The organism is Microcoleus sp. PH2017_05_CCC_O_A, from assembly GCF_020738785.1.
In the GTDB taxonomy this organism is placed as follows: Bacteria; Cyanobacteriota; Cyanobacteriia; order Cyanobacteriales; family Microcoleaceae; genus Microcoleus.
The window spans coordinates 1-21,489 of the sequence record NZ_JAEQCB010000057.1 but is presented as its reverse complement, the minus strand read 5'-3'; the positions used below and the strand labels follow the sequence as shown (position 1 = coordinate 21,489).

At 45.7% G+C, this 21,489-nt stretch carries 21 protein-coding genes; 8 read left to right on the top strand and 13 right to left on the bottom strand.

Going from position 1 to position 21,489, the window contains the following annotated elements:
- Positions 1 to 555: 555 nt before the first annotated feature.
- The 7 genes from JGK20_RS14880 to JGK20_RS14850 all read right to left on the bottom strand — a co-directional run bounded on the left by JGK20_RS14880 (position 556) and on the right by JGK20_RS14850 (position 9,542).
- Positions 556 to 3,366, bottom strand: a complete 2,811-nt coding sequence (locus JGK20_RS14880) for a chloride channel protein (RefSeq protein ID WP_293185143.1) — start codon at positions 3,364 to 3,366, stop codon at positions 556 to 558.
- A 353-nt stretch (positions 3,367 to 3,719) separates the two neighbouring features.
- Positions 3,720 to 4,475 (bottom strand): tetratricopeptide repeat protein, encoded by a 756-nt coding sequence (locus JGK20_RS14875; protein ID WP_293185144.1) that lies wholly within the window; start codon positions 4,473 to 4,475, stop codon positions 3,720 to 3,722.
- Positions 4,476 to 4,873: 398 nt separating this feature from the next.
- Positions 4,874 to 5,629, bottom strand: a complete 756-nt coding sequence (locus JGK20_RS14870; protein ID WP_293185145.1) for a tetratricopeptide repeat protein — start codon at positions 5,627 to 5,629, stop codon at positions 4,874 to 4,876.
- Positions 5,630 to 5,723: 94 nt separating this feature from the next.
- A complete protein-coding gene (locus JGK20_RS14865) occupies positions 5,724 to 6,695 on the bottom strand; it encodes a tetratricopeptide repeat protein (RefSeq protein WP_293185147.1) in 972 nt (323 codons plus the stop codon).
- A gap of 205 nt (positions 6,696 to 6,900) precedes the next feature.
- On the bottom strand, positions 6,901 to 7,677 hold the full coding sequence (locus JGK20_RS14860; RefSeq protein WP_293185149.1) for a tetratricopeptide repeat protein: 777 nt from the start codon (positions 7,675 to 7,677) through the stop codon (positions 6,901 to 6,903).
- Between the two features lie 54 nt (positions 7,678 to 7,731).
- Positions 7,732 to 8,442, bottom strand: a complete 711-nt coding sequence (locus JGK20_RS14855; protein WP_293198334.1) for a haloacid dehalogenase type II — start codon at positions 8,440 to 8,442, stop codon at positions 7,732 to 7,734.
- Positions 8,443 to 8,585: 143 nt separating this feature from the next.
- Positions 8,586 to 9,542 (bottom strand): GDSL-type esterase/lipase family protein, encoded by a 957-nt coding sequence (locus JGK20_RS14850; protein ID WP_293198337.1) that lies wholly within the window; start codon positions 9,540 to 9,542, stop codon positions 8,586 to 8,588.
- Between the two features lie 13 nt (positions 9,543 to 9,555).
- Between JGK20_RS14850 and JGK20_RS14845 the strand changes: the two genes are divergently transcribed.
- Complete coding sequence (locus JGK20_RS14845; protein ID WP_293231078.1) at positions 9,556 to 9,699, top strand: hypothetical protein; 144 nt, start codon at positions 9,556 to 9,558, stop codon at positions 9,697 to 9,699.
- Between the two features lie 382 nt (positions 9,700 to 10,081).
- Here the strand turns inward: JGK20_RS14845 and JGK20_RS14840 are convergent, their stop codons facing one another.
- The 3 genes from JGK20_RS14840 to tnpA form a co-directional block, all read right to left on the bottom strand.
- On the bottom strand, positions 10,082 to 11,377 hold the full coding sequence (locus JGK20_RS14840) for a TldD/PmbA family protein (protein ID WP_293231076.1): 1,296 nt from the start codon (positions 11,375 to 11,377) through the stop codon (positions 10,082 to 10,084).
- A gap of 247 nt (positions 11,378 to 11,624) precedes the next feature.
- Positions 11,625 to 12,485: a Tab2/Atab2 family RNA-binding protein gene (locus tag JGK20_RS14835; protein ID WP_293185160.1), complete on the bottom strand. Its 861-nt coding sequence runs from the start codon at positions 12,483 to 12,485 to the stop codon at positions 11,625 to 11,627.
- A 134-nt stretch (positions 12,486 to 12,619) separates the two neighbouring features.
- A complete protein-coding gene (tnpA, locus tag JGK20_RS14830) occupies positions 12,620 to 13,021 on the bottom strand; it encodes an IS200/IS605 family transposase (protein ID WP_293185162.1) in 402 nt (133 codons plus the stop codon).
- Between the two features lie 52 nt (positions 13,022 to 13,073).
- Between tnpA and JGK20_RS14825 the strand changes: the two genes are divergently transcribed.
- The 5 genes from JGK20_RS14825 (at position 13,074) to JGK20_RS14805 (ending at position 16,501) form a co-directional block, all read left to right on the top strand.
- Positions 13,074 to 14,234: a transposase gene (locus JGK20_RS14825; protein ID WP_293213018.1), complete on the top strand. Its 1,161-nt coding sequence runs from the start codon at positions 13,074 to 13,076 to the stop codon at positions 14,232 to 14,234.
- 46 nt (positions 14,235 to 14,280) lie between these two features.
- Positions 14,281 to 14,484: a hypothetical protein gene (locus tag JGK20_RS14820; RefSeq protein ID WP_293213016.1), complete on the top strand. Its 204-nt coding sequence runs from the start codon at positions 14,281 to 14,283 to the stop codon at positions 14,482 to 14,484.
- On the top strand, positions 14,481 to 14,705 hold the full coding sequence (locus tag JGK20_RS14815) for a nucleotidyltransferase domain-containing protein (RefSeq protein WP_293213014.1): 225 nt from the start codon (positions 14,481 to 14,483) through the stop codon (positions 14,703 to 14,705). The genes JGK20_RS14820 and JGK20_RS14815 overlap by 4 nt, the downstream gene beginning before the upstream one ends.
- A 225-nt stretch (positions 14,706 to 14,930) precedes the next feature.
- The gene (locus tag JGK20_RS14810; protein ID WP_293213012.1) at positions 14,931 to 15,284 is read left to right on the top strand and encodes a hypothetical protein; all 354 of its coding nucleotides are present in this window, start codon (positions 14,931 to 14,933) and stop codon (positions 15,282 to 15,284) included.
- A 494-nt stretch (positions 15,285 to 15,778) separates the two neighbouring features.
- A complete protein-coding gene (locus tag JGK20_RS14805) occupies positions 15,779 to 16,501 on the top strand; it encodes a pyridoxine 5'-phosphate synthase (protein WP_293231073.1) in 723 nt (240 codons plus the stop codon).
- A 79-nt stretch (positions 16,502 to 16,580) separates the two neighbouring features.
- Here the strand turns inward: JGK20_RS14805 and JGK20_RS14800 are convergent, their stop codons facing one another.
- Positions 16,581 to 16,724, bottom strand: a complete 144-nt coding sequence (locus tag JGK20_RS14800; RefSeq protein ID WP_293185168.1) for a hypothetical protein — start codon at positions 16,722 to 16,724, stop codon at positions 16,581 to 16,583.
- A 286-nt stretch (positions 16,725 to 17,010) separates the two neighbouring features.
- Between JGK20_RS14800 and JGK20_RS14795 the strand changes: the two genes are divergently transcribed.
- A complete protein-coding gene (locus tag JGK20_RS14795) occupies positions 17,011 to 17,805 on the top strand; it encodes a hypothetical protein (protein ID WP_293185169.1) in 795 nt (264 codons plus the stop codon).
- Positions 17,806 to 18,400: 595 nt separating this feature from the next.
- On the opposite strand, the gene JGK20_RS14790 is transcribed toward JGK20_RS14795, so the two are convergent.
- Positions 18,401 to 19,423 carry a tetratricopeptide repeat protein gene (locus tag JGK20_RS14790; RefSeq protein ID WP_293185170.1) on the bottom strand — a complete coding sequence of 341 codons (1,023 nt, stop codon included), beginning with the start codon at positions 19,421 to 19,423 and terminating at the stop codon, positions 18,401 to 18,403.
- 406 nt (positions 19,424 to 19,829) lie between these two features.
- Positions 19,830 to 20,192 carry a hypothetical protein gene (locus JGK20_RS14785; protein ID WP_293185172.1) on the bottom strand — a complete coding sequence of 121 codons (363 nt, stop codon included), beginning with the start codon at positions 20,190 to 20,192 and terminating at the stop codon, positions 19,830 to 19,832.
- 301 nt (positions 20,193 to 20,493) lie between these two features.
- On the opposite strand from JGK20_RS14785, the gene deoC reads away from it, so the two are divergent.
- Positions 20,494 to 21,174: a deoxyribose-phosphate aldolase gene (gene deoC / locus JGK20_RS14780; RefSeq protein WP_293185173.1), complete on the top strand. Its 681-nt coding sequence runs from the start codon at positions 20,494 to 20,496 to the stop codon at positions 21,172 to 21,174.
- Positions 21,175 to 21,489 lie beyond the last annotated feature (315 nt).

Below are 21,489 nucleotides of genomic sequence, written 5' to 3'. Positions count from 1 at the left end.
ACCTTGGGTTTATTGAGGTGAGAAGGTTTTCAATACAAATTCAGGATTTTTGCCCTGGCGCACCTTGGGGTTTATTGAGGGTTGATTAATTAATACCATTTCTCTAAAATTGTGCAACACTCTTCGACCCCCCCTAGCCCCCTCATGAATCAGGGGGGGAACAAGAATACTGTTATTTCGTTGAAAATTGGTATAAATTATTCATAAAAACATTTGTACAAGCCTCCACGTGAAAGATGCGGATTCATGAGATTGTTGATATAATTTAGGGATGTTCGAGTGCGACGCACCCTACGACTCACATCTCAAAATATACGATTTAAATGCGGTACAGCTTAGGATTTTGCTAAAGTGTAAGGTGCGTCGCTTGATGATTTTGCATATATAGCCTTTCTCAAAAAGATGAGGTATGGCTGACGGCTTATATAATAAACACTAAGAGGGGCTGAAGCCCAACAACGTACCTCATCTTTTTGAACACCGTTATGATTTAGGGATTGTTGATGGCGACGCACGCTACGACTAAAATCTAAGATCGCCAATGGTATGATTTTGCTAGGATGCCGATCGCACTAATATGACTGTACAGTCGCATCCGCGCGCCACAGCTTCCGGGATGTTCCCCTGAATTACCTGTTTCAGCAGCCCTTCGCGACTGGCTCCCAGGACGATCGCATCACATTGATCGTTTTGAGCCAAATCAATTAAAGCATCCGACACCGACTTAGCGCAAACCGCAGTCACTATTACTTCACAACTAACCCGCCCCTGAATAAACTTCGCAGCTTGCTTTAATTCGGCGCGCGAGGGCTCCGCAACAGAAGGCTGGTGCACCTGACACAATTTAATCTCCGATAAGGCACTCGCAGCCACGAAAGCAGGTAGCAGCCGCAATGCCGCAGCTTGCTTGTAACTGCCGCGAATTGGTACTAACCAGCGCTGCAAACCCATCAGTGTGTGCAATCCCAATTCTGGCGCCCGAATGTCGGAATTGGGCGAGGAAAATTCAGTCTCTGGTGTCGCTGATGAATTTGATGTCACAAATTGAGAATTTTCTGCGTCATCAACTCCTGCGGCATTTAACTGCCATTCTGTAGACGCATATTCCCGCCCGCTGCTAGCGGCTGAAAACTCATTTTTCTGGCGTGTTACTAATAGTTTTTCGCTCCATTTAACTAAAACTACTTCGCAGCCTGCTTGCCGAATTACGGTATCGACCACATCGCCAAAAATGCGTCCAGTTGTGGATAATTCGCCTTGCCAGCCCATCAAAATTAGGTCAATGTGACGCTCCCTAATTGTCTCTAAAATCGCGTGAGGCACGTCGTGAGCTACCCGAATTTGAGTGTGTACTGGCAAGTTCCAATTGCGGATAATGCGCTCGGCTTGTTGCAGCAGGCGGCGGCTTTTTGTGGTTCGCACTGCGCTTTCTGAGGGGGAACTGTTGCGCGGTACGATGATGATTTGCAGGCATTCTAATTCATAATTGCGATCGCGCGCAATGGCGGCCGCGAGTCGCAGCAAGGCGGGTGCTGTTTGCGGGTTGGAAAGCGGCACTAATAAGCGGCCGTTTCCGACTTGTGGCGCTCGGGTTTGATAGACTACATAGGAGGGTTCTGGATGCGGGCCTTGGGTTGTTTCTCCGCTGAGGCGATCGGATTCTACTCGGATTATGTCGCTGCGGGTAATAATTCCAACTAGATGCCGTCCTTCTATGACGGGCAAGCGGCTGATATTGTAGTGATTGAGTCTGTACAGTACCTCGCTTAGGGTATCCTTGGCTTTGACTGCGATCGGCTGTGCAGTCATAAATTCTTTGAGCAGTGTCTTGCCGGACAAATTCTGCTCGCTGGCTTTTGCTAAATCGGTTTGACTGATAATTCCGACCAGTTTACCATTTTCAACTACCGGAAAGCCGCGGTGGTGCGATCGCGAAAAAGCCTGCATCACTTCATCGAAAGTCAGTTGACTCGAAAGAGTTTCAACTCGGCGCTGCATCACGTTAGCTGCGTACAAGTCGCTCAAACCATCAACCGCAGGTTTATCTTTGGTGAGATGAATGCCGCTAAACTCCAAAAGGCGATCGTACAAAGAGCCGCTGTCCACCTTTTCGGCGACTAAATAAGCAACTACAGAACAGATCATCAAAGGTAGCACTAATTTGAAATCTGCCGTAATTTCAAACACAATAACTACCGCCGTAATCGGCGCCCTAGAAACCGCACAAAAAAACGCTCCCATTCCCGCCAAAGCGTAAGTTACCGGCAAACCAACACCCAGCCAATGTGCTTGGATAATTCCCACGATATGGCCGAGTGCCGAACCGAGAACTAAAGAAGGTGCAAACAATCCTCCCGGAGCTCCCGAAGCTGCGGAAAGAATTGTCAAACAAAAGTGAGCGATAAAAGCAATTAAACTGGTGGTTCCGCTAGCTTCTCCGGTTAGCAAAAACTCGCGCAAACCAGTATTATTGCGAAAATTTTCTGGCAAAGCAGCGATGACTATACCACAGATAAACCCCGCACAAGCAATTCGCCAAGGTAAGGCTAATTTCAGCGTTTTTCGATTGAAGTGCAAACCAGCAATAATCCCTTTGCTGAACAAAGCTCCCAGCAATCCCGCTAAAACTCCTAACAGTATATAGAACGGAATTTCCTGAGGAAAAAAACTAATTTTATACTCTCGCAAATTGAGATTTAAACTATCTCCGCCCAAAAGCTGCGAAACAACCGCACCGATGAAAGAAGCAATAATTGCCGTACCTAAAGTCAAGCCAGAAACATCGTGCAGCAGTTCTTCAACTACAAACAAAACCCCTGCAATCGGAGCATTAAAACCAGCAGCCAGTCCCGCCGCTGCACCGCAAGCAATCAATTGGCGGCGGTAGTCTGGGGAAGTCGGCATCAAGTTACCTATCCAGCCGGCCAAAGACGCTCCAATTTGGACGGTTGGGCCTTGTCTTCCCAGGGTTAAACCGGAACCAACTGCTAAAATAGTGGTCAGAAGTTTAACGACAGCTACTCGTAAATTCAAAGAAAGATTGACACCAGCGAGGGCAGCTTTGACGTGAGGAATGCCACTACCAGCAGTTTCTGGAGCGAAACGTTCAACTAAAAAACCTGTTAGAAACCCGCCTAATAAACCGACAGCCGGAAGCAAAATTAAAGCTGGAATTAGCGTTGAGGTAGCAACTCGCCAACTGCCGAGCCATCCGACTCCTAATTTGAGCAAGACGCCAGCCAATCCTGAAATTAAACCGATCAGGCAAGCTTCAAAAATAGCGAGGCGTTTGGGGCGTAAAAAAAGCTGAGATTCGATGACGCTGGAAGGTTCCCTAAGTTGTTTAGGGATAGTAATGTACGGCATAAATAGGGTAGATGACCTAAGAATTGTATGCTCGATTAGACTTTAGCAAACATTCGCTATGTTTGGGGAAATACAGCAAATATTAATGGCTAATTTACTATTTTTTCGATGCCATAATTTGGATTTCTATACTATAGCAGTTCTCGTAAATAATCATTTTACAAGACGACGGTCTAATACATCGATGTCAGGAGGTTGAACAGTTATGGTCAAAGTAGGAAGAGCAGGGTTTATATATCTTTGTTCTTGCCTAAGCATTGTTCCAAAATGAAGCAAATTTAATTAGAGTGGCAACACATTAAAGAAGATGAATTAGCTGCGACATTAATTGAGATTACAAAGTGTTGAAAAATTTATGATTTTTCTTGAATTCTTTTAATTAGGTTTAGTGCCTTTTCATAATCATCTTTTCTTGCTTGTTTCTGAAATAAGTCGGCGGCTTTTTGTAAATCTTGTATCGCACCCTGCTTATCTCCTAATATCGCTCGCGCAATACCAAGGTTGGCGTAGGCTTCAGCATAGTCTGGGTTGATTTTTATAGCCTGGTCGTAATCGGCGATCGCACCCTGCTTGTCTGCTAAGCTCGATCGGGTGACACCTCGGTTATAGTAGGCATGAGCATTGTTGGGGTCAATTTTTAGGGCTTGGTCGTAATCGGCGATCGCACCCTGCTTGTCTCCCAATTGATCGCGGACTAAACCTCGGTTGTAGTAGGCTAACGCATAATTAGGGTCAATTTTCAGGGCTTGGTCAAAATCTGCCTTCGCACCCTGCTTGTCTCCTAATTTTGCTCGGGCGATACCCCTGCCCATATAGGCATTGGCATAATTAGGATTAAGCTTAATTGCTCGATCGCAAGCCTCTACAGCGCCCTGATAATCTCCTTGGTGGTACTTCTGTCCAGCCAAATTATAAAATTCCTCCGCCGTCATCCCAGGCGCCCCAGCCTCACTCACAAGCTGCACGGACAAATCCACTCGATCGTAATGCTCAATCTGTGCCGCCGCGATCGATTTAGCTTCTCTGGCGTCAACTGCGGGGTGGTGGGCGATGAAAATAGTTGCAGTTAAACCAATTAATGTTGCTGGTATTCGGTGATGTAAGTTCATAATTTTAGTTAAAAATTTATTTTTTCCGAACTGTCAAATCTGAGAAATCCTGTGTTATACCAAACAGTAAATATTTTTGATATGGCAATCATAAATCAATACGCTTGGGTTAAGACCGTCCGGTCAATAAAACGATATGAAAAATAGACTCTGCGTTGGCGCGTGCCTGCCCGTTGGCGAAGCCGCCCTGAAAGGGCTAGGGCTTATGCTTCGTTCCTCTCTTCGGACAATTGCTAACCCAAGCGTATTGAATCATAAATGATTTAGATAAATCTGTAGGGGTAGTACCTTTCTTTGCCTACCCTCCTACTTATACTCTTTTTTGCAAAAAGTTGTTTTTGGTAGTGCGAGTTCAAGAGGGCGCACTACCCAAGTTAGCGTGTTCGATGCTCTCTAGATTATTGAGGACTTGACGGTGTGCCTTGAATTTTTTTAATTAACTCTAGCACCTTTTGAGAACTCTCATTGTCTCCTTGTTTCTGAAATAAGTCGGCGGCTTTCTGAAGATCTGCGATCGCTTCTTGCCTGTCTCCTAATTGTGCGCGTACACCACCCCGGCCTATGTAGGCTGGTGCATTATTGGGGTCAATTTTTATGGCTTGGTTGTAATCGGCGAGCGCAGCTTGATTGTCTGCTAAGATATACAGGATAAAACCCCGCTTGATGTAGGCTTCAGCATATTGGGGGTCAATTTTTATGGCTTGGTTGTAATCGGCGATCGCAGCCTGATTGTTTTTTAACCTTAAGTGGGTAACACCCCGGTTCAAGTAGGCTGAGGCATTTTTGGGGTCAATTTTTATGGCTTGGTCGTAATCGGCGATCGCACTCTGGCTGTTTCCTAAATCATCCCGGGCATTACCCCGACCGATATAGGCATTGGCAAAATTAGGATTAAGCGCAATTGCTCGATCGTAAGCCTCTATAGCACCCGGATAATCTTTTTCGCGGTACTTCTTGACACCCAGATTATAAAATTCCTCTGCTGTTTGCTCGTTCCCCAGAGGCTTGCTGGCCACACGCACAGACAAATCCATTCGAGCATAACTATCACTGATTGATTTGGCAGAGTTTGTTGCAACTGCGGGCGGCTGGGCGATGATAATAGTTGCAGTTAAACCAATTAATGCTGCTGGTAGTCGTCGATTAAAATTCATGCTTTTAGTTGATGGTTGAGTGTGGTTTTATAACTGTCAAAGCTGAAAGTTTCTGCGATTCTAGCGACTTTCAGATATTAGATTAAGGAAGATTTTATGTTGTCCCTTGAATTCTTTTAATTATCTTTAGTACCTCTTGGTACATCTCTTTGTTTCCTTGTTGCTGAAATAAGTCGGCGGCTTTCTGAAGGTCTGCCACCTCTCCCTGTTTGTCTCCTAAGCTCGATCGCGTAATAGCACGGTTGAGATAGGCAAAGGCATAGTTGGGGTTAATTTTCAGGGATTTTTCGTAATCGGCGATTGCTCCCTGTTGGTCTCCTAATTCATCGCGAACATTACCCCGACTGGTATATACCGCAGCATCGTTGGGGTTAATGTTCAGAACTTGGTTGTAATCGGCGAGGGCACCCTGCTTGTCTCCCAATTGATAGCGAGTTTTCCCGCGGTTGTAGTAGGCTTTGGCATCGTTGGGATTAATTTTCAGAACTTCGTTGTAATCTTGTATCGCACCTTGCTTGTCTCCTAATCTATTGCGGGCATTGCCTCGATTGCCGTAGGCTTCGGCATACTTAGGATTAATTTTCAGGGCTGCGTCGAAATCGGCGATCGCACCTTGGTTGTCTCCTGAGCCTGAGCGGGCAATCCCTCGGTTGTAGTAGGCATTAGCATAGTTGGGGTCAATTTTCAGGGCTGCGTTGTAATCTGCGATCGCACCCTTGTTGTCTCCTGAGGCAGAGCGGGCATTACCGCGATCGTTATAGGCAAAAGCATAATTAGGATTGAGTGAAATTGCTCGACTGTAAGCTTCTATCGCACCCTGATAATCTCCTTTGTCGTACTTCTGTCCACCCTGATTGTAAAAATCCTCCGCTGTTTCCCCTGCCGCCGATAGCTCACTCGCAACTTGCACAGACAAATCCACTCGATCGTAAGTATCAATCTGCCCAGTAATTGATTTAACAGTGATTGATTTAGCTTCTCTGGCGTAAACTGCCGGGGATTGGGAGATCAAAATAGTTGCAGTCACACCAATTAATGTCGCTGGTAGTCGGCAGAGTAAATTCATAGTTTAAGTTGAAAATTGAGTAGTGGGCGAGACAGTTTGATCCTCAAAAGTTTTATCTTGGCATGGATCGATGCGGTCAATAGTTTAGTTGTTTATGGTACAATACGGTTGACTTAAGAACAATCTGACTTTCAAGAAATGCCTGTATTGCCTAGAAAATCTTGAGATGACATTCGTCAAAAAGCGTTAAGTCCACCGTATTGGTTTATGGTGATTCTTGAAGTCTATTAATTATATTTATTGCCTTTTCGTAAAGAACTTTATTGCCTTGTTTCTGAAATAATTCTGTGGATTTCTGAAGATCTGCGATCGCACCCTGCTTGTCTTTTAACCTCGATCGAGTAATCCCCCGATTGTAGTAGGCTAAAGCATAGTTGGGGTTAATTTTCAGGGCTTGTTCGTAATCGGCGATCGCACCTTGACTGTCTCCTGAGTCATCCCGGACATTGCCCCGATTGACATAGGCGGTGGCATTGTTGGGGTTATTTTTGATGGCTTGGTCGTAATCTGCGATCGCACCCTGTCTGTCTCCTGACTCATCGCGGAGATTGCCTCGATTGATATAGGCATTAGCATCATTGGGCTTAATTTTTATTGCCTGGTCAAAATCTGCCTTCGCACCCTGCTTGTCTCCTGAGTTCGATCGGACAACACCGCGATCGTTATAGGCCTCGGCATAATTGGGGTTGAGTTTAATCGCTTGAGTGTAAGACTCTATAGCACCCGGATAATCTCCTTGTTTGTACTTCTCTACAGCCTGATTGTAAAATTCTTCCGCTGTTTGGTTTTGTGTCAAAACCTCACTCGCTACCTGCGCGCCTAAATCCACCTTCGTTGAAGCCAACAATCTGAAATTTTGGTCGATTGGAATTCTCAATGAAAAGCTTTTATTTTCGGCATAACTCGGTTGACAATTTACTAAACCTGTGGTTGTTGAAACAACTAATCCTGTCAACAGTCCAGTCAAGATTTTAAACTTCATCCTAATCTCCACCTTTTGGTAATTTCAAGCAACTATTTTGACATCTGCGGTTATTTAGGCGATCGCCTCCACCAGCGTTGTCAAATCCGGCACTTCTAAATCCGGCTGGGCGCTGGCCGGCAGTGTCGCACCAAATCCTGTTCGATCGTATCTCCGATTTACCCAAACTGTCGATATTCCCATATATGAGGCTGGTACAATGTCGTGATACAGGCTTTGAGCGACGTGCAGGAGTTTTGACGGTGGTATGCCCATTTTCTCGATCGCCATTTCAAAGTTGCGAGTTGACGGTTTGTACGATCGTACTTGTTCCGCCGTAATTACCCAATCGAATTCAACTTTTAAATGTTTGGCAGTACCAACAAACAAATCGTCATCAATGTTGGAAATTACCGCCAATTTATATTTTTGCTTGAGCGCTCTCAAAGCTGCAACTGTATCCGGGAAAGGCTGCCAATTTTTTATCGATTCAACCAAACAATTAATTTCTGTTGCCGACTCTGTTTCTGTCGGTTCAAAACTAAATTTTTTACCAATTTTTCTGACTATTTCTTGCAGGATTTCTCGATATTTGATATACTCACCCTTGTCTTTTTCCAGTTCCGATTCAAACTCAGCAAACATTTCTAAAGTTCCCTCATCGCTAAAATCGATTTCGCGGTTGGACAGCAACTGTTTCAAGACTGGTAATATCCCACTTTCCCAATCTATGAGAGTGCCGTAGCAGTCAAAACTCACAACTTCAAATTGATTAAAATCTAACATCTGTCATTCCTCCTATTTTATCGAGATTGAGCCAGTCCAACCTATAGAAACCGATTTTTTACAGGAATTAAAGGCGATCGACCAGTTTCTTAGGAAAAAACCCGGTTTCTGAGCAGCAATCCGTAAGTCCTGTTGATTCTATTTTACGGTTGATATTCAGCAAAAATTTCAATTTTGCCGACAATATTGCGATTGAAGTCTGCCAACTCTTCTGCTGGAATCCAATACTCTTGGTGAATCGAACTGCCGACTGTTTGGACGGGATATTTATTCAAGAATTCAGCCAAAACTCTAAACCTGGTTACATAACCAAAATATCCCGATGCTGCATCTTTGGTATTCCAATCTCGTGCAATTTGTATGGCATATGCTTTGTGAAGTACGGGATAAAAAATAGGCTGGAAAGACAGTCGCGGCGGAAATACCAGAAAATCGCTTTCTTTAATTAATTCCATTTCTTTTTTTCCGACTGCTCTAAACAGAGTTACCGTCTCTTTATCTGATATGTTTATATTTTTAAACCAATCTTTCCAAGCCTCCCAATTGTGAATTATTTTAGCCACTTCCTTGTAACCAGCAGCCCGAGGATGGGAACCGTCATTGTTGGTAAGTTCTTCGATCCAAATCTCTGATTTTTCCAGCGGGGTACAAATATCTAAATAAGGCACATTTAACTCGCTACAAACTTGGGAAAACTGCTCGGATAAACTGGCTATTCTGATTGTGCGCTCGACATCAATAACTGGCGGCGGCCCTATCATTAAGACTGGCACTCTTTCTTTCGCAGAGTTGAGAATATAGCGGAGATTTTCAATTGACTTTTCAAGTAAGACGCGAGTTTTTCCGTTTTCAAAATAAGTGTCGTTGACGCCAAAGGAAAATACTATTCTGCCGTCGCAGTAGTGAGGTAAGCGACAAGAAATTTCGCTGAACCACCGAGTTTCTATATCCGTACTGGTTTCTCCCCGCACTCCTAAATTATAGTAGGTGATATCCTGTCTTTGCCCGCTGGCTGCCGCACAAACACGTCCTGTCCAACCAAGATATTTGGGGTCGCCTGTACCATTGACAAAAGAGTCGCCGATAAAACAAATACGCATATTATGTCTGGGAATGGGGAATGGGGAATTGGGAATGGGGAATGGGGAATGGGGAATTGGGAATTGGGAATTGGGAATGGATAATTGGGAATTGGGCGGAGCGAAGGGATTGGCCAAACAGGGAATTGAGAATTGGGAATTGGTTATTTTTTATTAGAAAAACTCCTCACAAGTAACCACTAACCACTAACCACTAACCACTAACTATTAACTACTAAGCTGTTGGGCATCTTAATTGTATTTTTTGGGCGGTTTCTGGGAGCCACCACACGGGTGCATCTCACTCACTTTTGGGGAGGGCGAAGCATGACCGCATATAAATTATTAGTTATAATCCCATATTGACTGCGGTCATGCTTCGCCCCTACAAACATATTTGTTAAAACCAGATGCACCCCACCCACAAGCATTTTATCAAACTTGACTGCACAATTTAAATGCACTTGGGCTTAACCACTAACCACTAACTATTAACTATGAACGATTACCCATTATCGATTACCAATGCCGTATGCCCTGTTTGCCCAATTCCCATGAATTTAGTTTTTGCCGGTGACGGACAATCCCTCTACAATTACAGATGGTGTGTGGCAAGAACCGTTCCACTCGGAGTCTCCTCCTAATTCTACCAATTGTTTGAGGACGCTGTAGACGTTGCCGGCTACCATGGTGTCTTTGATTCTGCCGATTATTTGACCTTTTTTGACTCTGTAGCCGAGATCGACGTTAATTGAAAAATCGCCGGAAATTCCGGCACTGCCGCCGAGCATTTGATCGATGACAATGCCGTCGTCTAATTGAGTGATTAAGTCAATTAACGATCGCTCTCCTGGTTTAATCAAAACATTAAACAAACTCGGCGTTGGATAGCTGCCCAAACCGGGGCGAAATCCGTTGCCGGTGGTGCCGCTTCCCAAGGCTCGACCGGTGGTGCGATCGGTATAAAATAGCTGCAATACTCCGCTGTTGATAAAGACGATCGCCCGAGTGGGAGTACCTTCGTCATCAAAAGGACAGCTATAGGGCCCGATATCCGGCTGCTGCGAGAGAGTGACAAGGGGCGATGTTACTTGTTGGCCCAATCGATCGTTCCAAGGAGAAGCGCCTTCGAGTACCTGTTTACCATTCAACGCCGCACAGACAGTCCCCCACAGCAAATCGGCTGCTTTGGCTGTAAACAGTACCGGCACGCGGCCCGTGGCGGGGGCTACATTTTCTTTCGCCCATTCCAAACGCTGCAAAACGCGCTTGGCGCTGGTGGTTAAGTCGAGAGTGCCGCGTTCGGTTTCGCCATCCCAAATGTTGAGGAAATCTTCGCCGCGGACTAATTCTGCTGACAAATAACCGCTGAGGGTGGTGTCGGTGTGGCTAGAATCCAAGCCTCTGGTGTTCAGCAAGCGGGTGCTTTCGATTTCGCAGTCGAGTTCGGCGGTGCAGAGGCTTTCGGGATAGGCTTCGCGGACGATCGCGATCGCTTCTTTTCCCCAGTTTACTAGCTGTTCGGCTGGGATTGACACTCCGCGATCGGGATAAACAACTTTCTCACCGGTGCCGAGTTCGATGGTTTCCGGTTCGTTGAGTTGCGAAAGTGCGATCGCGCGATCGACCAAAATCTGCGGTTCCACGGGCCCGTAGGCCACCGCCAAACCCGGCCGCCCGTCCCGCCACAGCCGCAGCGCAATGCCTTCTGCTTGGGCAGTTTCTAGCTGTTTGAGGCGGTTTGCTTCAAAAAAGACCGGCCGCGAGAGCGATTGCGATTCCAATACCTCAGCAGCTTCGGCACCTGCTTTGGTGGCTAATTCTAGCAGTTGTTCTGCTGATTGGTGATTGGTCATTGTTGTAGTTGACAGTTGACAGTTGACAGTTGACAGTTGGCAGTTGACAGTTGACAGTTGGCAGTTGGCAGTTGGTAGTTGACTGTTGTCATTTGTCGGTTGTCATTTGTCATTGGAAGCAATTACCGATTGCCAATTACCAATTACCGATTGCCAATTACCAATTACCAATTACCGATTACCAATTACCAAATTTTTGCGACCGATGCCAGATCGGTTATTGCCAAGGGATCGACTAATTAGTTAGTTAATTAGTTAGTTCGTGCAGCAGCCAAAATCCTGCAAAAGATTCCGATTGTGGATTCGACTGAATTGCTAAAAAATGTACTTGTTTTGCTTGCTTTTTCGCCGCTTCAAATCCTTTCGCTTCTTTCTCAGTTGCTGAGTCTCTGAGATTAGCTATAATCCAGCGATCGTTAGCTCCCGTATCTAATACCAGCCTAGGGATAGGGGCGCTATCATATCTGAGAAAAGCTAATTCCAAACCCGACATCCAACCTGCTAAAGCCGTTGCTCTCGATGAGTAGATGATTAATCCTGGAATTTGTGTTTCCGGGGCGAGGCGTGTCATCGGGAGTCCGAAAGCTTCGCCAAATCCAATATCCCACTCGGACATTTCGTCAAAAGCTGCGATCGGCAAACTCACAAACGACCATTTTTCGCCGATTAAGGCATCCGGCAGCGCTATGGGCGTTTCGGGTACAAATTGAACGGTGGGGTTCACAACCGGCTGATAACCCGGTTCGGCGGGATAAACGTCTTGCATCCGTTCTTCCAGCCACAGGCTGAGGGCGAGGGTGCGGCGGCTGGAGGCTGAGGGAATATCCAATTCCTCGCAGGCTTTGGTAATCATGTTCGCCATTTGGCGGCGAAAAAAGCGGATTTTTTCGGGTGGTTTCGGTGCAGAGGCGATCGCATCTTTAATTGCACCAGCCAGCCACAGGGAATTCACGGTTGTACTGGGGCAGAATTGCGAATAGCGAAACAGAGATTCTGCCTTGTCGCCTACATTCAGCGGGCTTTCGCAAATCAACACTTCCCATTTTTTTTTCTCTCGCTCGTCTAGGATTGGACGGCTGTAAAAGTCGAGTTCCCAAATAGTAGCCATGCCGCGCTGTTAAAAATTAATCCTTTCTCATGTTACCTGACATCGGGCAGGTTTCTGATGAGTGAGAATTTAAGACTGATTTTCAATTGCGGGCGATCGCGCTTACCAAAGAAATGGGTTTAAAGCCCCGTCTTTCAAGACGGCTTTTCTTGATTCTGGATATAGCGTTTGAGGACTTCCAGTGGCGCTCCTCCGACAGAAGCAGCAAAATAGCTAGGACTCCATAAAGCTTCTTTCCCGCAAGGCTTTGGAAACCCCTCTTGTCCATATTTCCTGCTAGAAACGCCCTTGAGTGCATTCACCATAGCAGAAATCGATAGCTTGGGAGGATACTCGATCAAAGCGTGGATGTGGTCGCTTTCTCCATTAAACTCTCGAATCTGAAAATTCATCTTCTTAGCCACATCCCTAAACGACGCTTCAATCACCGCAAGGCTGTTGGCAGTAAATACCGACCTACGATATTTGGTCACACAGACCAAGTGAATTTTCAGATCCGTAATGCTGTGCCTTTCTTTGCGAAGAAGAGTTTTCACCTTGAGCGCACCGATGTATAATTGAGCAACAGACCAACTATAGCACCTCAACGTGAAAGCCAGATATCGCTACCGATTCTACCCAACAAACCAGCAACGACAAAGCTTAAGTCGGTTGTTCGGCTGCGTCCGGGTAGTTTGGAACGATGCGTTGGCTTTGTGCAAGGCTTCCTCCAAATTGTCAAGCAACGGAGATTTGCAGAAATTGCTTATCACTGAAGCGAAAAAGACTGAAGAAAGGTGCTGGCTGTCAGAAGTTTCAGCAATACCATTGCAGCAGTCCATCGCCGATTTAGGTGTTGCTTATAAAAACTTTTTTAGCTCTCTCAATGGCAAGCCCAAAGGCAAAAAGTTAGGCAGTCCCAGGTTTAAGAAAAAGACCAATCAGCAATCGGCAAGACTAACTCGCGGCGGTTTTTCAATTAACAATGAAACGGTTTACTTGGCAAAAATTGGGAGTGTAAATCCAATTTGGTCAAGAGAACTGCCGTCTGAACCTAGTTCTGTAACAGTAATTAAAGACTGTGCCAACCGTTATTTTCTCAGTTTCGTGGTCGAGATCGAACCAGTCAATATCAATCCTAAAAACCAAAGCATTGGGATTGACCTGGGGATAAAAACCTTCGCGTTCATGAGTGATGGCACAAAAGCTGAAAGCCCAATCTACACAAAGATTGACCGCAAAGTGAGGAAGTTGCAGCGCAAGTTGAGCCGACAAGAAAAAGGCTCCAGAGGCTGGGAAAAGACTCGGATTAAAAGAGCCAAAACGCACAACAAAATTGCGGACACGCGCCAAGACTTCCTGCACAAGCTATCGACTAAAGTGGTCAGCGAAAACCAAGCCATCATCTTAGAAGACTTGAATGTGTCGGCAATGATGAAAAACCGCAAACTTTCTAGGGCAATCAGCCTTCAGGGTTGGCGACAATTCAGAGTATTTTGCGAGGCTAAGTCGGTCAAATACGGCAGAGAGTTTGTAGTAATTAGTCGTTGGGAACCGACCAGCCAAGTTTGTTCCGAATGTGGATACAAATGGGGCAAGCTAGACTTAAAAGTGCGGTCAGTGCAGTGCGTAAATTGCGGGGCTACACACGACCGCGACGAGAATGCCGCCAAGAATATAAATAAAGTCGGGATGGGGAATCGCCACGACTCTAAATGCACGTCGAGACGGAGTAAAACTATTTCGGTAGTATCTGTCGGTGAAGCGTGAAGAATCCCCGTCCGCGACGGTCGGGGAGTATTTCAACTAACTAATTATGCCTCTGCCTACTTGGCGGGCGATCGCACTTTCCCCAAAAATACCGCTCTCCTTCGCCACTTCCCATCTAAATTTCCGCAGCAGCACCCAACCGGACACATTAGCAATTGCGATCGTAACAGTTCCCCAGCAATCTCAACCCGCGATATTTGTTAAACTTGTCGAAGCCAAGGAAAACTCAAACTATAGCTTGATCCCATGAGACAAATCATTCTCGACAAGATTGTTTCAACCCTACAACCTTTAGATTTTGTTCTCGCTTTGTGGCAGGGAGGTTCAGCAGCCCACGGCTACACAGACGAATGGTCAGACCTCGATATTGCAGTTGTGGTTGCAGATAACTGTGTCGAACAAGCGTTTGAGATTGTCGAAAAAACTATCGCCGAAATTGGTGAAATCGAACTCAAATATCGAGTTCAATAACCTGCTTGGCACGGTCAATCCCAGTGCTTTTGGCGGCTCAAAGAAACCCCACCGTTCTTGCTAATTGATTTTGCCGTTTTCCGGCGCAGCAGCCGCAACGAATTTCTGGAAATCGAGAGACACGGGAAAGTCCCGTGAAGCGAAGCTATCCCGTAGGGAATCGCTTTTGACAAAGCCAATTTAATTGTACCGCCTCATTTGGATACAAACAAGCATCTTTCCCAAATGCAAGCCAGATTCAACGAAATCAAAATTCTTTTTGATTTGCTGCAACCTCTGGTCAAAAAAGAGATATATCGCGGGCATTTAGTAGATGCGATCGGCAACTATCACAACTGGACGCTTTTACCCTTGATCGAACTCTTGGGCACGATCTACCGTCCCCACAGATACGACTTTAAACTCAAATATTTCACCCGAGATTTTCCGGCCGCAATAGTCGATCGCGTCACACCGCTTTTCTGCATTGCCAATCTGGAAGATTTAGCAGCAAAACAGCAAACAGCCGAGGCTTTTTTTGCAGATACATTACCGCAGGCAGAAGCGAAATTATACTCTAATACCAATTCTCAAAATTAGTAGTAGGGTGCGTCAGCCACTTCTGGCTCCCCACCTAAAAATTAGGCTCCTCGCTGACGCACCCTACAATATCTTCGATCCTTCAACCGCAGATGTCAGACAGATGCAACACAGATAAACGCAGATAATTTCCGGGTGTTTTCCGATTTTTGTAAGAGGTCTATTATACTCTAATACCAATTCTCAAAATTAGGGAAACAGGACTGCCGTTTCGACCCAGAGATGACCGACAAGGCACTGCAATTTGCCACGCAGATCGCGAAAACGGTAAAACCAGTTTATCAAGGTAATATGAAAGTTTTAACAATTGGCATAAAATTTAGGATTGTAGCAATATACTGTCAATCTTGTGCAAGAATATCCTATTAAACCTAGAGGGCCCAAGCCCAACAACGTCCGCGAATCTTTTTGAGAACCGCTATAACCTAAAGTGCTAAAGATTTCGTTCCTAAAGCGATTAATATAGTAGCAGCAACCTTAAATATTAACATCCCATGACAAAACTCAGCGTCAACATCAACAGAATCGCCCTCCTCAGAAACTCTAGAAATATCGGCATTCCCAGCGTTACCGAAGCTGCAAAAACAGTAATCGCCGCCGGAGCCCACGGCGTCACAGTCCATCCCCGCCCCGACGAAAGGCACATCAAAGCTGCCGATGTTTACGAATTAGCCAAAATGCTAACCGTCGAGTTCAACATCGAAGGAAATCCGTTTCAGCCGCCATTTATGGATATAGTTTGCGATGTCAAACCGGCTCAGTGTACCTTAGTGCCAGACGCTCCAGACGTGCTCACCTCGGATAGCGGTTGGGATATTCCCGAAAATCGCGATCGCCTGTTACCAATTATTGAAAAATTAAAAGACAACGGCATCAGAGTCAGCTTGTTTATGGACGCAGATGCTGCTCTCATGCCCCTAGCCAAAGAAGTTGGAGCAGACCGAGTAGAGCTGTACACGGAACCCTATGCAACTGCTTTTCGTGAAGGGAATGTAGAATCTGTTTTTCAACAGTATGTTTTAGCAGCTAAAGCGGCTCAATCTGTAGGTTTGGGAGTGAATGCCGGACACGATCTAAATTGGCAAAATTTAGCTAAGTTTTGCTCTATTCCTGATATACTAGAAGTCTCGATCGGTCACGCTTTAATTGCGGAAGCGTTAGAAATGGGCTTGTCGAACACAGTAGAAGCTTACCTAAAGATTCTGTCGGGTTCCTAGTACAAATAAACCTCGCTGTAAAAGCCCGGTTTTGCACAAAAATCGCAACTAAACCCGCCTGGAGAAACGCTACTCGCCTCTAAGCGCTCTCTACAAAATAGAGTTTGTGCGATCGCCCGCAACAGCTAACAGTAGAAACCGTCACCCCCTGCGGGTGATAGCGGTTTTCTAGTAGCAAGCTAAATCCCGGAGCGAAGATACCGGGTTTTTTGGGCGTTGGCATTTTTTGGGGCCAACTCCCCGATAAAAGCTTTAATTTTCCTTGACCAAATTACTAATATTTTCACCGATACTATGCTGTCAGGAGTATGATTAAAATGTCACGGCAAACTGAGGCTACCACTTAGCTCCCGCATTGTAAATTTGCTACCAGTAGGTTTGGTGCAAGTACGGGAAATTCAGGTATCCTCTATACTGCTGTAGCCGATCGCGATCGCGCCTACTTAATCCGGTGCAAACAGGCAAACACAAGTAACCATATACAACTCCTTACCCCTGCCAAGTGCGACATGAAAAAACTAATTTTACTGACTGGAATGCTACTCATGATGACGGCAAAATCCGTATTTGCCAGCCCTGTAGCCCCCAAATTTGAACCGAGCGAGCGGATGGCCGCTGCGGAAATTACACAAACTGTTAATACACCCGTTACTTCTGTCCTAGTTGCTAAGCAAGAACCGATCGAGCCAACATCAGTTACCCCAGCCCCGGTTGCGAAGCTAGAGCCGATCGAGCGAATGTCAACCTCGGAAATTCGAGCCACCATCAGCCAACCAACCACCTATATTTTTGAAGGCGTCAAAGGGCGAGAACTCACACTCTCGCTGTGGGCGGGAAAACTGACAGCCCAACTGTACAGCCCCAACGGTCAAAATCTGGGAGTTGTTGACAAAAGTGACAATCAGTGGATAGGTCAGTTGCCAGAGTCCGGCATTTATCGCGTGCGAGTTACTCCGAAAGGTGAGACTAGCGCCTTCGTACTCGAACGCGACTTTAACGCCAAGTGGACTTATAGGCCCGATCGCGCACTTCCCATAGCATACGGGGAAACAGAAGCCACAGTTAGGCTCAAAATGTCCGGCTACCAAATCCAGCCCCTGACAGTTCCCGGAAAACAGGGACAGACAATCACCGTGAATGCTAGCAACAAAAATCTCGATGTGGCGATCGAATCTCCATCGGGACAACTCCTAGATCAAGGCGAAGGTCAAACTTTTGCTCAACTCCCCGAGTCTGGCACCTACAAGGTGCTGATAGTTGCCAACAGGCCAGTTAAATCCTCGATCAGAGTTGCGGTGCGATAGATCGAGATAGATAGCAAAAACATTCTTGAGGGCGATCTAAATTTCCCTCGCCCAACCACAAAAGCTCGCCCGAAACGCGAGCTTTTTTTTGCGTAAAATCAACCGCCCAGAACTTCAACAGTTGACAGTTGACAGTTGACAGTTGACAGTTGATCTTTGGTAGGGGCAGTGGATGGTGCGTGCCTGCCCTCTTAGTTGACCTGTGACAGTTTGAGAATAACCTCTACCCTTAAGTCCGAGTATTGGAGTAATGAATAGTCTGATTTTAATTTCTCCCGCTCCGGCGGGCGGGCTTTCAACCAATTCTTTCTGGTTAGTTATATCAATTCTGGTTACACCGAAATGATGTTGACAGTTAACTGTTAACTGTTAACTGTTGATTGTTGATTGTTGGCGGATTAAACAATACCGATGCAACCGGAAACAATATTAGGGGAGCATCTCAGTTTTGGAAAAAGCATTTTTTTTACAGTGCGAGCGTCCCCGCTCGCGAGTAGTGTACAGCTCGCGAGCGAGACGCTCGCACTGCGCTATAATTTCGATTTAACGTAACTGACAACTGTCAACTGACAACTGTCAACTGTCAACTGACCTCTCAACCTTCGATCAGTGCTGCAAAACGTTCTTGTTTCCAAATACAGCTTAAATCGGAGTCAGCTACAGCTAGCTCTCGGTATAAATTAGGCATAAATTCCACAGCCCGCTGCAAATTGTCAAGGGCCAAATCAGCAAAGCCCAGCAGCGCATAACAGCAAGCTTGATTGTAAAAAGCGTTAGCAAAATTAGGATTGATTTCTAAGGTAGTTTCATAGCAAGCGATCGCCTCTGAATAGCTACCTTGCCGCGCCAATTCCACACCCCGATTGTACCAAATCAAATAATCCTCAAAGATACACTCTGATGTGGGAGTGAACTTGGCATTTTTCTGATTTAAGCCGACTAATTTTTGCAAAGCAATTCGTCGCTCGCCTACAGCTTCGGCTCTGTCCGGTTTCAGAGCGATCGATCGACTAAAACTAGCCACTGCTTGCTTGTAAAGTCCCATGGAGTTGGCAGCTAGACCGCGATTGTACCAAGCCTTGGCATCATCTGGGTTAAACTCGATCGCGCGATCGAAACTGTTGAGCGCCTGATAGTAAAGTTTTAGCTCTAACAGAGCATTCCCTCGGTTGTACCACGCCCAAGGCGCCTCTGGCTGCAAACTCAAAGAGCGATCGAAACTCAGAACCGCCTTCTGGTAAAGCCCCATATCAATTAGCAAAAGTCCCCGGTTGTGCCAAATACTCGCCGCATATGGGTTGAACTCCAGAGCCCTGTCAAAACTGTTAAGAGCCTCCAAAAAGCGGCCCAACTTTCCTAAAGCAATAGCCCGGTTGTGCCAGCCAAAGCTCGCATCCGGCTGCACCGCCAAGGCCTCATCAAAACTTGAAAGCGCCTCTAAGTGTCGTTCTAAGTTGCCCAAAGCCATACCTCGCCCGAACCAAGCCTTATAATGATCCGATTGCAAGTTCACAGCTCTGTCAAAATTCGCCAGAGCACTATCATGATCGTTAGCTTCGAGGTGGCGCGAACCCAGATGATAATACCAAGCCGCTTCCAAGTTTTGAATTAAGTTCATAATACTTCGCATCTATCTTAGGGATGATTCTACACGAAAAATGCCCGGAGTTAAACTGTAATTTGACTACAAATCAGAAAATTTTGATACAGGGCGATCGCCCGTACAAACAGCCATTAACAACCTCAACGATTGACAGTTGAAACCGACTATTTTCCTCTCATCAAATGCTCTTTTAGCTAACCACACTCATCACTGGTTGGAGCTGCTGCAAATCTTAAAATCAGACTATTCATTACTCCAATCCTCGGACTTAAGGGTAGAGGTCGCTCTCAAACTGTCAACTGTCAACTGTCAACTGTCAACTGTCAACTGTCAACTATTACCCCATCCAAAATTAGGTTTGCAATTACACTAAAAGTGCAAATCTCGTAGTGCCAATAGATCCAACTTCTGCTTACCCAATTCAAGCAACCACAACCGCTGTTTGAGCAGTCTCGCTCAACAGCAACCTGCCTGAAGCATCAATACTAAAATCCTTCCCCAGCACAAAACCCTTGCCCATCAAGCGCTTGCAAACAACCAGCGCCGTAATGCGGCGAATTTCTTCCATCACATCAGCAGGAATCAAATAACTCAAACTCCAGATCACCGACTCACAGTCAGACCAAATCAAGCGCTCAATACTGACAATCATCAAAGCAGCTACGCTGTCTGTTGACAGCCGCCCTCTGAGATCTGCAATCAAATCTTTACCAATTAAGCTATTGCGAGTCATCATCGCTCTAGCCATCTTTCCAATTTCTTGTTCGAGTTCTAAATGATTCATGCTTGGCACTGGCTGTTATGTTTTTAAAGCACTAATCGGAGTAAAAACAGTGACTGCTACCAGGCTCTGCTCTAGGGTAGCTGACGCAGGCTCTACCGCAACTCCTTTTAACAAAGTATACCTAAAGAAAGATTAAAAATGTATCTAAAGGCAGATACTAAAATTTATTTTTTTTATCATAAATGGATGAAAAACTTCCCACAACAGTTGGTCTGAGCAGCAACTCAGAGCCTGAGGCAAGTTAAGAATTGGTAAATTCGATACATAATAAAGATGTAGTTGCTTCGGAGAAAAAATAGCAATGGCTGCACAAGGGCCAGATATCGATATTGCCCCCTATATCGACCACGCCCTCATCGATCCGGGCGCCACTCCCGAGCAAGTAGAACACTGCTGCCAACAAGCAGAAAGATTTGGGTTTGCCACAGTTTGCGTGTATCCCGCCTACGTGCGACAAGCGGTAAGTCTTCTGCACGGCACAAAGTCAAAAGTTTCGACAGTCATAGGTTTTCCCACGGGAGCAACCACATCAGCAGTCAAACTCTACGAAGCTCTAGAAGCGGCAGACAGCGGAGCCGTTGAGTTAGATGTCTCGGTCAATTTAGGATTGTTGAAAGCCGGAAAAAGCGACGAATTTCACCGGGAATTGGCCGAAATTTGCGAAGAAACCGGACTAACTATCAAGGCGATTATCGAATGCTCGATGCTTTCTGATGAGGAAAAACAATTAGCGGCTGAGCTTTGCATGGAGGCGGGCGCCGTTTATATCAAAACTAACACGGGCTTTTTTGGTGGGGCGACAGTTGAAGATGTACGGTTGTTGAAGGAATTTACTAAGGGAAGAGTTGGTATTAAAGCGGCCGGAGGAATTCGCACTCACGAACAAGCTATAGATTTGATCGTGGCTGGTGCGACTCGTTTGGGGACTTCTCGCGGCCCGGAATTAATCCGCCAGCGGGATAATTTAAATCAGACTCATTAGTGATGGAAAGGTACGTAGTTGCGCTTGAGCGCTCTTTCATATATCTAAGAAAAGAGCGCTAAAGCGCAACAACATACCTCAAAATTAATTCCTAGTCATTAGTGATGGAAAGGTACGTAGTTGCGCTTGAGCGCTCTTTCATATATCTAAGAAAAGAGCGCTAAAGCGCAACAACATACCTCAAAATTAATTCGTATAAGAGTGCCGTTGTAAATCTAAAATCTATAATCTAGTGACTCGAACTTACAAAGCAATTGGAATCAATCTTAAGAGTGCGCCGATCGGCGAATCCGATCGCCTGCTGACAGTTTTGAC